Origin of the sequence: Paenibacillus daejeonensis DSM 15491 (genome assembly GCF_000378385.1) — a bacterium.
Classification (GTDB): Bacteria; Bacillota; Bacilli; order Paenibacillales; family Paenibacillaceae; genus Paenibacillus_D; species Paenibacillus_D daejeonensis.
Map to the genome: position 1 here is coordinate 397,095 of NZ_KB899665.1, position 12,695 is coordinate 409,789.

The 12,695-nt window shown below is 51.4% G+C and carries 14 protein-coding genes; 5 read left to right on the forward strand and 9 right to left on the reverse strand.

The window, feature by feature from the left end:
- Positions 1–355: 355 nt before the first annotated feature.
- On the reverse strand, positions 356–940 hold the full coding sequence (gene clpP, locus F556_RS0120435; RefSeq protein WP_020618860.1) for an ATP-dependent Clp endopeptidase proteolytic subunit ClpP: 585 nt from the start codon (positions 938–940) through the stop codon (positions 356–358).
- Positions 941–1,080: 140 nt separating this feature from the next.
- Here clpP and F556_RS36470 point away from each other — a divergent pair, with 140 nt between their 5' ends.
- On the forward strand, positions 1,081–1,824 hold the full coding sequence (locus F556_RS36470; RefSeq protein WP_020618861.1) for an RNA polymerase sigma factor: 744 nt from the start codon (positions 1,081–1,083) through the stop codon (positions 1,822–1,824).
- A gap of 45 nt (positions 1,825–1,869) precedes the next feature.
- Here the strand turns inward: F556_RS36470 and F556_RS0120445 are convergent, their stop codons facing one another.
- From F556_RS0120445 to F556_RS0120475, 7 genes are all read right to left on the reverse strand, one after another.
- A complete protein-coding gene (locus F556_RS0120445) occupies positions 1,870–2,388 on the reverse strand; it encodes a mismatch-specific DNA-glycosylase (RefSeq protein ID WP_020618862.1) in 519 nt (172 codons plus the stop codon).
- A 176-nt stretch (positions 2,389–2,564) separates the two neighbouring features.
- On the reverse strand, positions 2,565–3,050 hold the full coding sequence (locus tag F556_RS0120450) for a small multi-drug export protein (RefSeq protein WP_020618863.1): 486 nt from the start codon (positions 3,048–3,050) through the stop codon (positions 2,565–2,567).
- 26 nt (positions 3,051–3,076) lie between these two features.
- Entirely contained in the window at positions 3,077–3,256 is a 180-nt protein-coding gene (locus F556_RS0120455; RefSeq protein WP_020618864.1) for a DUF6440 family protein, read from the reverse strand.
- A 30-nt stretch (positions 3,257–3,286) separates the two neighbouring features.
- Positions 3,287–3,496 carry a helix-turn-helix transcriptional regulator gene (locus tag F556_RS0120460; RefSeq protein ID WP_020618865.1) on the reverse strand — a complete coding sequence of 70 codons (210 nt, stop codon included), beginning with the start codon at positions 3,494–3,496 and terminating at the stop codon, positions 3,287–3,289.
- 4 nt (positions 3,497–3,500) lie between these two features.
- Positions 3,501–3,884 (reverse strand): DUF6442 family protein, encoded by a 384-nt coding sequence (locus F556_RS0120465; RefSeq protein ID WP_020618866.1) that lies wholly within the window; start codon positions 3,882–3,884, stop codon positions 3,501–3,503.
- 146 nt (positions 3,885–4,030) lie between these two features.
- Positions 4,031–6,952 (reverse strand): glycosyl hydrolase 115 family protein, encoded by a 2,922-nt coding sequence (locus tag F556_RS0120470; RefSeq protein WP_020618867.1) that lies wholly within the window; start codon positions 6,950–6,952, stop codon positions 4,031–4,033.
- A gap of 64 nt (positions 6,953–7,016) precedes the next feature.
- On the reverse strand, positions 7,017–8,054 hold the full coding sequence (locus F556_RS0120475; RefSeq protein ID WP_083938071.1) for a LacI family DNA-binding transcriptional regulator: 1,038 nt from the start codon (positions 8,052–8,054) through the stop codon (positions 7,017–7,019).
- 243 nt (positions 8,055–8,297) lie between these two features.
- Between F556_RS0120475 and F556_RS0120480 the strand changes: the two genes are divergently transcribed.
- The 4 genes from F556_RS0120480 to F556_RS0120495 all read left to right on the forward strand — a co-directional run bounded on the left by F556_RS0120480 (position 8,298) and on the right by F556_RS0120495 (position 11,757).
- A complete protein-coding gene (locus F556_RS0120480) occupies positions 8,298–9,467 on the forward strand; it encodes a LolA family protein (RefSeq protein ID WP_020618869.1) in 1,170 nt (389 codons plus the stop codon).
- A gap of 242 nt (positions 9,468–9,709) precedes the next feature.
- A complete protein-coding gene (gene alr, locus F556_RS0120485) occupies positions 9,710–10,864 on the forward strand; it encodes an alanine racemase (RefSeq protein ID WP_020618870.1) in 1,155 nt (384 codons plus the stop codon).
- A gap of 257 nt (positions 10,865–11,121) precedes the next feature.
- A complete protein-coding gene (locus F556_RS0120490) occupies positions 11,122–11,403 on the forward strand; it encodes a CopG family ribbon-helix-helix protein (protein ID WP_026297411.1) in 282 nt (93 codons plus the stop codon).
- A 3-nt stretch (positions 11,404–11,406) separates the two neighbouring features.
- Entirely contained in the window at positions 11,407–11,757 is a 351-nt protein-coding gene (locus tag F556_RS0120495) for a type II toxin-antitoxin system PemK/MazF family toxin (RefSeq protein ID WP_020618872.1), read from the forward strand.
- Between the two features lie 97 nt (positions 11,758–11,854).
- Here the strand turns inward: F556_RS0120495 and F556_RS0120500 are convergent, their stop codons facing one another.
- Positions 11,855–12,460 carry a hypothetical protein gene (locus tag F556_RS0120500; RefSeq protein WP_020618873.1) on the reverse strand — a complete coding sequence of 202 codons (606 nt, stop codon included), beginning with the start codon at positions 12,458–12,460 and terminating at the stop codon, positions 11,855–11,857.
- Positions 12,461–12,695: the final 235 nt, after the last annotated feature.

Below are 12,695 nucleotides of genomic sequence, written 5' to 3' on the forward strand. Positions count from 1 at the left end.
ATTGCACAACAATGGGGAAATCCCACCAACCACAGGTAAAAAGTTACTTGATACGAGGTGCAACCTGGGAAACGCACTAACCACAGGTAAAAGGTTACTTGAAACGCAGCGCAACCTGGGAAACTCACCAACCACAGGTAAAAGGTTACTTGAAACGCAGCGCAACCCGTGAGCGGCAATCAGGTACACAATGCAGCCTGTTGAAGAAAGGCTGAAGAGGCACGAAATCGACTCCGGGGACAACAGCAATTGGAATATATCGGAAGATCGATCTGTGACAGTAAGCATACTTTTTAACAGCCTGACAATGGTATTTAATTGCCCCTTCGCACGTGGATCCGCCTCGTCCAACGACCTAAACCAGGGTCGGAATGACCTTGTCGATGATGCCGTAAGCAACCGCCTCTTCGGCTGACATGAAGAAGTCGCGATCCATATCCCGTTCAATGCGGTCTGCCGGCTGGCCGGTTCGCTCTGCTGTGATGTGGACGATTTTTTCCCGAACTTGGAGGATGCGTCTGGCACTAATCGCGATGTCGCTAGCCTGGCCCTGGGCGCCACCGTGCGGCTGATGGATCATGATCTCGCTGTTAGGCAGGGCGTAGCGTTTACCCTTGGTGCCGGCAAGCAGCAGGAGCGAGGCAAAGGAAGCGGCAAATCCGGTACAAATGGTATTCACCTGCGGGCTGATATATTGCATAGTATCGAATATGCTGAAGCCAGCTGTTGTCGACCCGCCCGGGCTGTTAATATACATATGGATGTCTTTATTCGGCTCTTCGGCATGCAGAAACAACAACTGCGCCACGACGCTGTTCGCCAGTGTGTCGTCAATCGCTGAGCCTACGAAGATAATGCGGTCTTTGAGCAGACGTGAGTAAATATCGTAGGTTCGCTCACCGCGGCTGCTTTGTTCAACGACATAAGGGATGGTGTTCATGAGATCGCCTCCGTTTTGTGGTGTCGACCTGTAAACGAATGAAATCTCTTGAAAGATACGGCAGGAAGGCGTATCTTTTCGACCGGCTCATTCGTTTGTATACTAGAAGCAGAATGGTGAAGAGAAAGGAGCGGGGAAGCATGCGGATGAAATGGGAGGTTGCCGAACCTTCTAGCACCACCCCTGCCGATTTGCGGACAAAGCTGTACAGATACTGTCTTTCCCTGACCCGCATCGCGCAGGACGCGGAGGATCTCGTACAGGATACTCTGTTAAAGGCGGAGCTTCGAAGAGAGCGTCGCGGTGAGCATGCCAATGAAGAGGCTTTGCTCATGCGGATGGCCAAGAATGCCTGGATTGATCACCTGCGGCGTGCCTTAAAGTACAAGGAGTTGTTGCAGCAGGAGCACAGAGAAGCGGAGGATCAACGTCAGGAAGGGGCGGATCGCGGGCGTGAACGGATGGCGGCGGCTTTTGCTGTCCTGCTGCGGGACTTGTCACCTCTGCAGCGCGAGGTGCTGCTGATGCGAGAAGTGCTGGGTTACTCTGCGATGGAATGTGCGGATAGGATGGAAACGACAGAAGGCTCGGTGAAGTCTCTGCTTCACCGGGCAAGGCGTGCCTTGAGCTGCGCCAGGTCGGCAGGTGTCGCGGTGGAAGAAGCGGCTTGTTCCCAACTGGAGGAAGCGACACTTGCCGTCATTGATGAAATGATCAACGCCTATGTGCAGGGGGATATCGAACGACTGCTGCGTCTCGCCGCCACTGGCGCGTCCGAAGTTTATTTGGTCGAGGCCGTATCGACGCATCACACAGGTTCTCTCGTCAGTGCCACAACCAGTTACAGTGTTTGGTCCACAATGGAGCTGCGCCTTAGCGCTTAACGACGGAGTGCGGCTGTTCAATCCAACAGCTAGCCCACCTGCCTATTACTCCTTCTCTCCCAGCAGGCCCGGAAGCTGCCGGTAGATGGCAATGACCTCATCAATCGGCATGCGGACGAGGCCGCTGGAGGAAGGGGCGACGAAGTCCGTCACGCCGGGGACGACAGGTTTCTTTTGCACGCCCCATGAGATGCTTCGTTGACCTGTCAGCTGCTCGTAGACGCCCTTGCCCACATAACAGGCTACCTTAGGCTGACAGCGCTCCAGCTTCTTCTTGAGAAGCTCTGCCCCCTCCCGATATTCCTCTCGTGTAATCTCCGCTGCTGTGCGCGTCGGCCGCGCGACGATGTTCGTAAACCCGTATCCGTAATCCTTCAACAGCTCGCCATCCTGATCCGCCCGGTAGCGGCGCTCCGTCAAGCCAGCCTCGTGGATAATCCGCCAGAAGCGGTTATGTGGATTCGCGTAATGATGACCCGACTCACCGGATCTCAAGCTAGGGTTGAAGCCCACGAACAAAAGCTTCAGGTCATCGGACAAATGGTCTGGTATGCTGGTCTGCATCGGCTGTCCCTCCGTTTCTGTCTGAACTGTACGCTCTAGTATAACTTAACCCGTTGGACAGATCACGTTTACAAGAACCACGGCTTGCCTGATTTTGTTCAAAAAAAATCCCTCCCGTTGCTACTGGATACCCAATAGACGGAAGGAACAGGTGAAAAGTTAATGATAAGGGAGGATCAGCCCAAAAGCCCAACACCAGAAATCAACAGTACGCCTATGCCAATCGACCACACGGCAATGGAGATGGTGATCCACAAACTTACGTAGCTTTTTGCGGCTCCTGCGGCCAAGGCAATACCGGCAGAGATGTGGAACCCGAGCAGGATGCCAGCTAAGGAAACCCCGGGTACCCCGTATTTTTCGAAATATCGTTTCGCCTTGATGGCCCGTTTACTCGGCTCCTTGGCATTTTTCTTGACTACGCGTTGGCGGAGTTTCTGGATGACCCAGATGAAGGCCATGACGGAGACCAGATTGCCCACAATCGCTGTGACAATGACGGGAATTGAAGGGAATCCCAAGATGATGCCCATCGGGATAGCGCCGTAGGATTCAAAAAACGGAATGAGCGACAGGACGAAGATACTTATGAGCTGTAAGAACAAGTTGCCTTCCAACCCGGGTACCAGATTCAAATAAAAATCGCGTATATCATCAAGCATAGGAAAGTCCTCCTAATAAGATTGGATTATTTTTTGAGTAATGGTTTTCCGTTCTCATCGACAATGACCGTCAATCCGGAACCGACGTTGGGAAAAATCGCTAACAAGTATTGAACGCCAGTTTCCGTATCCGTAATGACATTGGTCAGCGTTGCACCCTCAGCTCTTACATGCTCGACCTCAAATCGGATATCTTTGCTCATCATGAACTCAACCCTTTCATAAGGAATAGCTGCTTAGTCAAAATAAAATAGATCCTCAAATTTCTTGTCCAAAGCGATGCAAATGATTAACGCCAGTTTTGCGGTTGGATTGAATTGTCCGGTTTCAATGGAGCTGATGGTATTCCTCGAAACACCGACCAGCTTGGCAAGCTGTGCCTGAGAAAGGTTCTGCTCCGACCGCACTTCCTTCAGATGATTGCGTAAAATTAAGTTATCTTCCATCGGCTCACCCTAAATAGTCGGTATGCGTTCGTAGTAATTGAATGATATGTGCAGCAGACAAGGCGAGGGTTGCAAGGGTATAAATGACTGCCAGGATGACATCACGTCGGCGTTTCAACCGGATAATCCTGTAGATGAAACTGGAGGCGGAGACCGAAAAAATAACGGCATACAAGCCAAAATCAAACTCGTCGCCGATCACAACCTGGGTGACAAATAAAACGGTAGCCAATAGGGAAGCAACTAGCGAACCAAAACTCCCCGCTTGGATTTTTACTTCTTCACTGTACAAATCTTTGTTTTTGTTCTCCAATCTGCTTCTGGACAGGATCTCTTCCTTGTTAATAACAATCTCCCCCTGTTTACCTTTGACAAGTATACTTGGCATGATCTTATTGTATCTTTGCCAAGTTTACTTGTCAATAGTTGCTCTGTATTGGATCTTAATTCTAAAAAACCACCCCTCCGGGCTGGAGGGGTGGCAGTTAAGCACTTATTTACAACGGAAGTTACTCTGACACAGGGGACATCAGCCTATTCGACTTTGACAAATCGGACCGCACTGGCGCGAGTCGGTGTTACGCCCATAAAGGTGTTCTTATTGTTCCTGACATAACCTGCATTGCCTGCGTTAAATGTAAATGTGCCCAGATCGACCCATTCGGAGACCCCTTGCGTGTAGTCCAGATAGGTCGTCGACACGCCATCCCGGTGACGCACTTCAATCTTGGCATTGGGGTCGCTGTCCGCGTGCTGTACCTTCCAAATCTGAACGCTATACTCCCCTGAAGAAGTAAGGGTAGGCGACCATTGCGCATATACCGGCGGGCTGGTATTACTGCTCCCCGCAAGGCGGGTCGGTGTGTTGGCGTACCCGGTAACACTGCTGTTGCTGAAGCGTCCTACCTCCGTATACCCGCTATCTAACGGATAGATGACGAAGACGCCTGTTCCCTCTGACAATCTTTGCTCCAGGACATTCAAGTTGCTCACGATCAGGTCCCTGGAGTCGGTAAGCGCTTTGAGCTGTGAAGCGGAACCACTGTTGCCACTATGCCAGGTTGCGAAGATGCCGTGATCCTGTTCGTCCATGACATCAAATACCTGTTCAAAATAATCCTGGGCTTCAAGCAGCTGATCGTAAGCCTCTTGCCAATCCTGCTCCAGCTCTGCCTCTCTGGAAAGAACGACATGATGCAGCGTTTGGTTGAGTGCCAGCATGAACATGGCTTGTGTACGAATCATGTCATTGAAGAAGGACTTGCCCTGGTTGGGGAGCGCATTCAGGAGGAGATCCGCCTGAGCGACTACCGCTTCCAGCTCAGTTATCGTCTGCTGCGTGCCGTTCTTCATCGCCTCGAACGCACCATCTGCGTTATTATCGTCCGGGTAGATCATCAGCCAACTGTCGCTGTCGAAGACAGACTCGCTGCGGCCTTGCAGGATGTCCCGAATCACACGTGAGTAGCGCAGGTCCTGGAAGATGAACTGCCGGTCAAATCCGGAGATCGTCGGTTGCTTCTGCTGCCAGTACGAATCAATAAATCGCTCGTACAAGTCCGCTGCGGCAGAGGCATGCGTTGTTCCGAAATATTGTGTGGCGAATGCCTCCATAAACGCGTCGCTATTATAATCATCCCAATGCCACAATAAGCTGGCCAAGGCCGAGCCTTCAATCAGATGCTCCCGAAGGTTGCCCATGTTGCCCTCTGCAAACACCAGCGGTGAGGTGCTGAGCCCGTCAATGGTTCGATAATTAGCTTCAATCTTCCAGGGTCCTTCTGCTTGGGCATAGTGAGATCCGGTTGATGTAAATTGGAAGTTCATGTAATAGCCCAACGGCTGATTACCAAAGTCGGTGTCCCGAATACCGTCCGGCGGATAATGATCGCGGCGGGCGGCTACGAAGTTATAAATTACATTGGGATCGTCAGGCATCTCCAACAGCCCAGCGGCGTACAGATCGGATACTTCGTTATACAAGGTTGTACGCGCCGTGAACGGTTCATTGCCGTACTTGTCTTTTAAGAGCTGCAGCTGCGCTTCCAGCATCTCCTCGATGATCGCTGCACGCTGTGCATTGCTCTGCGGCGCGTCATGGAAAGTGTCCCAAAACGGGACGTCGCGGTGACCGCGAAACGCAAGTGTCCATATGACTTCGACATCCTCGCTGATGAGCGCATCGATGTTTCTTGACCAGAGATCGAACATATTCTGGATGGTCGCGATATTGTTCACATCCGATTCAGGGATGCGAGCACCCAGAGGCGATATATGCGTGTTTGCCAGGATGAGGCCGTAAGACTTGGCGATTTGGGCATCGTCCGTCAGCTGGCCGCCGGGAATATTGACGACGGAGTGTCTTGTGGCGCCATTATTATAACCAGGCACTGTGCTGTTGCCGAAGCCCTCTCTTTCAAGATAACCGGAATCGCCAGGCTGCACGATAATTTCAGCCGCATTGTCGACACGGGTGAATTTGACCGCACTCGTCCGCAGATTGGTTTGGGGACCAAAGGTATTCTTCGTATTTCGTACGAAACCTAGCTTTCCTTTTTGGAACCAATGGGTGCCCAGATCGACCCATCCCGAGGTTCCCTCAGTAAAGTCTACATAGGTGGTATTCAAGCCGTCCCTGTGGAAGACATCAATTTTGGCGTTGGAATCGCTGTGTTGATGCTGTACTTTCCAGATCTGTACATTGTATTGTCCTTCCTCTGGCAGGTTAGGCAGCCACTCCGCATAAGTCGAAGGGGTCACAAGATTATCATTGACGATGGTGTTCAGCTTGAGGCGCATCATTGTCTCCGCCCAGATCTGTTCGCGATCCGCATGACCCTGACGCCAATTGTTGTACCGGACCCTGTCATTGGGGTACCAAGAGCGGTATTGGACATAAGGCGAGTCATATCTGATATCGGTGCCCAGTGGGATCTCGATCTCCGTCTGCGTTTCGGCTTCCCAGGAAGCCCAGAACCATAAGGGGGGGATGCCCAGGATCTCTTCAGAGAGCGTGTAAATAGCGTAGATAGCCCCGCGCATATCCGAGCCTTGCAGCACCAGGTAGGCGTCATTCCCTGTTGGTTCTACGAAGACTCGATGAGCTTCCGCGTCTGTCATCCACCGGTTCTGCCCGGTTGTGAACTCGGACTCGGGCCCTATGATAACGATAGCGCCCCCGCCTGACACATCCGCCAGATCGTGAAATACCGGCGAAGCGGTTCCGAATACCTTCTGCAGATCCCGTTGCAGATCCGCGACAGCACGGTGCACCTGAGGAGCCTCGTTCTCGGATACAACAATCGGGATACCCGGATACAGCGTTAGCGTATTGGCGCCTTCCGTAACACCTTCGTCGGTTGCGGCGTGTGCTTCATGGCATGCGAATAAGAGAGACGAAGCCAATAATGATAGCGCTACCAACAATGAGATGAAACTGTTCCTCGCTGTACTCAATGTCATTCCTCCAATCAATGGGTTGTCGTTTCATTCCCATTATAAAAACATTAGAGGGCAGGCACTAGTTGGGGTTTTGTTGGGAATAGCCTCTTACCGATTCACCTTCGGAGAGAACGGCACGGATGCGAATATGCTCATAGGGCATCTGTGGATTGGCAATCCGCCAAAGAATTCGCTCCACGGCACGTTGAGCCACATCCTGAAGCATAAACCGATACTGCGTCAATTGATGATATCTGGTGTGCACATTCAATGAAGTGCTGATAAGCGAACAATCTTCCGGAATTCGACGTTTAATTAAATGAAAGATGTAATAGATCAAATCAATATTCATGTTGCATAGGATTGCTGTCGGATTGACCTGGATAATCTTGTTGCTGATCATCTTAGTTAGATTTTCCTTATGCAGATCATAGATGGCATGAAATTCTTGATTCACTGGCAAACCGCAAGCTTTCATGGCGTCATTGAAGGCATTCCAACGAATTTTGTATCCTCGTTCCTGATCGATGTTGCCCATGAACATGATGCGATCGTGACCGCGTTGATACAGGAAAGTAACAGCTTGATATACGGGTGTGTACACATCCCATATGACACTGTCAATTTCCGATTCGGGCAGGGGGTAGTTGATTAAAATTTTTGGAATCTTCAGGGAAATCAAGGCTTGTTCTGTTTCTTGAGGAAGACCTGGATTTAAGAAAAGACCGTCTGCATACATCACATTGTGCTGCTCCACCCAGGTCTCGAAGGCAGACTTGCTGCTCATGGGGGGAGCCAGCAGAATCTCTGCATAATCGCCCAGACTATTGATCCGTTCCTGCAAGCTCTCCATCATCAACTGATTTATTATCGTATTGCGGCCCATGATGATCTGAAAGCGCCGTCGATAGTTGGCATGCAGATTGATCCGTTCGGCAGCAAAGCTTTGTTTTTGTTCCCTGGTCCGATACCCTAATCTTTTGGCCACGGAGATGACCTCGGCTCGGGTTTCGTCCGACATGCCCGGTAATCCCCTTAACGCTTTGGACACGGTATATTCGGATAAGCCTAGTGAATCGGCCAGCATTTTTTGCGTCACAGCTTTTTTTCGCGGCATGGGATCACTCCACGTAAATAGGTTAGTTTAAATAAAGTTTATCTCAAAACCCAGTTGGGGTGTAGTTGGTTTTTGCTGTGAATGCCTTAAGTGATGGCGCTCATCGCATTGTCGGTTGCGGTATTCATTAGATGACGACTTTTTTTATAGCGTAGCTTGTCAAACCCGTCCGCATAATTGGTCAAGTCCCCTCATAGACATGTTATCAGCCTGTTAAAACAATGAGCAGAGGGGATGATCTTCATGCGTCGCATCAAGTGGATCGCAGCCATCATCGTAAGTTTCTCGGTCCTGCTGGCCGGTTGCGGAACGAAGGATGCCGGATCGGTAGTCAAGGATTTGGACAAAGTAGTCAATTCGATGGAAAGCTACCAGGGGAGCGGTACCATGACTTTGCATACCGGGCAGGAACCCTTGACGTATCAGGTAGACGTCTCCTTTCAAAAGCCCAAGTACTATCGAATTGCTCTGACGAACCCGGAAAAAGATATCACTCAGATCGTACTTCGCAATGATGACGGCGTATTCGTTCTGACACCGCACCTTAACAAGAGCTTCCGCTTCCAGAGCGACTGGCCGGACAATCAAGGCCAAGTCTACCTGTACCAGACTCTAGTACAGAGCATCCTGCTGGACAACTCGCGCCAATTTGCCGCAGATGAGAACAACTATGTCTTTGACGTAATGGCCAATTATCAGAATGGCTCACTGGCCCGCCAGAAAATCTGGCTCAGCAAAGACGATTACAAACCACAGCAGGTCCAAGTGAGCGATGCCAACAACACCGTCATGGTGGAAGTGAAGTTCACGAACTTTGAGTTCGACAAGAAGTTTGACAGCGATGCCTTCGATATGAAGAGAAATATGGGGCCTGCAACAGGCGAGCAAAAACCGACCGAGGCGGACCCGAATCAGGAGTCGGAGCATACGCCGGATAAGCAAACCGTCGAGGAAGAGGGCGGGGAGGCTGGCAATCAAGAGCAAGCTGGCGAGAATGCCAACGGTAACGCAAACGGAACAGAAGGAACCCAGGACAAAGAAGAAACCGATGCCACTACAGGGGCAGCTACAGGAGCGCCATTTGTGGCAATGGAGCCGAGTTACATGCCGGAAGGCGTCGCCCTGCTGGACATGAGAGATATCAAGCTGAACGGCAACAAAGGCTTGATGACACGCTACACGGGCGCTTATGATTACACATTGATTCAAGCCCAGCAAAAGGACCGCGCCGTAGCTCTGGTTCCTGGCAGAAACGTCGATCTGGGGCATACGATCGGCCTGGTGACCGGTGAGGAGCCGACCACGTTAACCTGGACCTATGATGGCATGGAATATCGTCTCTCCAGCGCCGATTTGCCGGAAAGCGAGATGATTAAGATCTCGCAGTCGGTGCTTGCGTCGATGTCGAAGTAAGACATATCAAGGTGAAATAGTCGGCTGCGGCCGGCTTTTTTGCTGCGAACTTCCAGCGAGCGACAGAAATTCTCATGATTTAGCGCATTGACAGTACCGGGGGAACGGTTTAACATAATCCATATTGGTTATTATGACGCGGACTACGGTTCGCAATCGTACAGTTTGTAACTGCAACGCCTTCGCCGTGTATACGGAGGAGGTTATTGTTTTTGCATGGCTAGGGAAGAAGGTGTCTTACTGTGAGTTCGTATTACCGTCCGACAATCGCCGAGATTTCTCTGGACGCCCTGCAGCATAACATCGCGGCGTTCCGCCGGCATATGTCTGATGGAACGCGGTTGATGGCTTCGGTCAAGGCCAATGCTTATGGTCATGGGGCGGCGGGCATTGCCAGGGAGGCGCTTGCATGTGGCGTGGATTATCTGGGTGTCGCCTTCTTGGATGAGGCGCTTCAACTGCGTAGGGAAGGGATCACCGGACCGGTTATGGTGCTGGGATACGTACCGCCGGAAGGCTTGGAGCTTGCCAGAGCGCAGAACATTACGATTGCGCTGTTTCGGGAAGACATCCTGGCAGCGATCGCCTTGCTTCCCGACAGTCCCCAGCGGTTGAAGGTTCATATCAAGCTCGATACAGGCATGGGACGGCTAGGGCTGCTCCCGGAGCAGGACTGGCGCGGTTTTATTGGCCGTGCACTCGCTCAGCCGGGTATTGAGGTTGAAGGGGTGTTCACCCACTTCGCCCGGGCAGATGAACAGGACAAAAGCTACACACAGCTCCAGTATGACCGTTTTGTTGAAGCAGCTGACTATGCACGTTCTCAGGGGGTTCCGATTATTCACTCGGGCAACAGCGCGACGGGCATTGATACGCCGGATTGGGCTGGCGGGATGCTTCGTCTGGGGATCAGCATGTATGGTCTGTACCCATCCAATGAGGTGGAACGAAGCGCAATTGAGCTGCAGCCAGTGTTGAGCCTCAAGACACAGACCGTCATGGTCAAGTCGGCGCCCCCAGCCTGGGGAATCAGTTACGGTACGCGTTATGTTACAACCGGCAGGGAATTAATTGGTACGCTGCCAATCGGCTATGCCGATGGCTACAGCCGGATGTTGACGGGCAAGGCAGAGGCGCTGCTCCGAGGCCGGCGTGTTCCGGTGCTGGGGACGATCTGCATGGACCAATGCATGATCGCAATACCGGGCGAGATGGCGGACCCCGGCGAAGAGGTGGTTCTCATCGGACGTCAGGGTAGTGAGACGATCACAGCCGAGGAGATCGCGGACCAGCTTGGGACCATTAATTACGAGGTAACTTGCATGCTTGCGGATCGGGTACCACGCGTATTTATCAAGAACGGACGTCAGGTGGTCAGCAACAGGCTGATAGACTGACACGTCATTTTTGCAGCTGTGGCGCGGCTTGTTCTTCTGTGAGGGACAGCAGACGACATTTTATTTTTTCAAGTTAGAGGATTTTCGGTCCCGTATATCGAATATGTAGTACAGCCAACGAATATAACGCACAACATACAGCGTGTACATCATAATTGCAGCACGTCAGGCATAGATATGGTTATGTATATTTCATTCCGTTTATCGCAATAATGGAAATAGGTTTTCTTTGGAAATGTTTTGGGGGTGCGGACTTGGTGGTCAATATGCAGAATACGAAGCGAATTATGATCAGCTTACCGAATCATCTGTTGCAGGAAGTGGACGGGATTGTGGCGCGCGAGAATTCGAACCGCAGTGAGTTTATCCGGCAGGCGATGAGGTTATATCTTATCGAGCGCAAAAAACGCCAAATTCGAGAATCCATGCAGCGTGGCTATCTGGAGATGGCCAAAATTAACTTAAATATGGCCTCGGAGGCTTTTTTGGTGGAGGAAGAGGCCGAAAGCATGCTCGGTCGTCTTGTAAGCGGGGTGTAGAGTTTGATCGTAAAGCGCGGTGATGTGTTCTTTGCAGATTTGTCACCTGTAGTAGGCTCGGAGCAGGGCGGTGTGCGCCCTGTACTTGTCATTCAGAACGATATCGGCAACCGCTTCAGCCCGACGGTTATCGTGGCGGCCATCACGGCGCAGATCCAGAAGGCGAAGCTGCCGACCCATGTCGAAATTGATGCGGCAACGCATGAGTTTGACCGCGACTCGGTCATCCTGCTGGAGCAGATCCGCACAATCGACAAGCAACGGCTCACCGACAAGATTACGCATCTTGATGATGAGACGATGCGCAAGGTGGACGAAGCGCTGCAAATCAGCGTAGGTCTGATTGATTTTTAATGGTGGGCCGGCTTGCAACTTCCTTGGAACGGTGCAGCCGGCCTCACCCATTGAACGTATCGCCCGTGCCCTCTTCGGAGGGCTTTTTGCTGTGAACTTAGCTTGCTTTGGGAGCAGCAGTGCCGGCTTTTTGCAGTTCGGAGAGCTTATACGTCATATATTCATTCTGCTGGCGGCATACCTTGAGCATGTCATTGAGCGCCAATTGGATGCGTATCTGGTCCTGGGACTGTACAGCAGCGTCGAATGCCCGGTGCGTTTCCATCACTTTTGCCCGCTTGTTCTGCCATTGAGCGGAAGACTTGTCCTTGTGGGATTCCTTCCACTTCTGACGGGCCTCTGGAGGGAGGGCTGCCATCGTCTGGTGCAGGTCAGAGCGAAGACGGGCGGATTCCTTCAAAACGTCGTCCCATTCCTGCTTGGTGTCTGGTGCATATTTGGCAACAAGCAGCTTCAGATACGTCTCATAATGGGCAGCTTCGTGCAGCCCACGGCCATGATGGAATTTGCGTTGACGGTGTTTGTGGTGTTCCTTTTCCTCAGATGTACGAGGATGATCCTCGACTGGTGAGGCGATGGAGACATTGTGGATAAGACTGCCGGGGGCGGCGGCTTGCGACGGGTCAGCATAGACATTGCCCGCCACTGAGGTGCCTACTAACACCAAGGCACAGCCCAAAACAAGTAACCGGATGGTTTTCATGCGCGGATTCCTCCAATAGGGTATAGTCGGTGTTTCACCACACTTAGGATGCGCAATTGAGGTGGAAATATTTGCAGTGTTGCCTATACACTTGAAATAGCAATAGTAATTGAGAAATGAATACTATGTAAATATTCTCTAAATAGATATAGACATTTACAGTGAACTTTGCTACTATAGCTGTATTGAAGGAATACATAACTATACGAATAAGCAACGGCTTTGCGAAGAACGC

Coding starts and splice junctions, on each gene's coding strand:
- F556_RS0120450 (WP_020618863.1), bottom strand. CDS start 3,050: ATGCTTGATGATATACGCGATTTTTATTTGAATCTGGTACCCGGGTTG.
- F556_RS0120445 (WP_020618862.1), bottom strand. CDS start 2,388: ATGCAGACCAGCATACCAGACCATTTGTCCGATGACCTGAAGCTTTTG.
- F556_RS0120500 (WP_020618873.1), bottom strand. CDS start 12,460: ATGAAAACCATCCGGTTACTTGTTTTGGGCTGTGCCTTGGTGTTAGTA.
- F556_RS36470 (WP_020618861.1), top strand. CDS start 1,081: ATGCGGATGAAATGGGAGGTTGCCGAACCTTCTAGCACCACCCCTGCC.
- F556_RS0120460 (WP_020618865.1), bottom strand. CDS start 3,496: ATGGAAGATAACTTAATTTTACGCAATCATCTGAAGGAAGTGCGGTCG.
- F556_RS0120480 (WP_020618869.1), top strand. CDS start 8,298: ATGCGTCGCATCAAGTGGATCGCAGCCATCATCGTAAGTTTCTCGGTC.
- F556_RS0120465 (WP_020618866.1), bottom strand. CDS start 3,884: ATGCCAAGTATACTTGTCAAAGGTAAACAGGGGGAGATTGTTATTAAC.
- F556_RS0120475 (WP_083938071.1), bottom strand. CDS start 8,054: ATGCCGCGAAAAAAAGCTGTGACGCAAAAAATGCTGGCCGATTCACTA.
- clpP (WP_020618860.1), bottom strand. CDS start 940: ATGAACACCATCCCTTATGTCGTTGAACAAAGCAGCCGCGGTGAGCGA.
- F556_RS0120455 (WP_020618864.1), bottom strand. CDS start 3,256: ATGATGAGCAAAGATATCCGATTTGAGGTCGAGCATGTAAGAGCTGAG.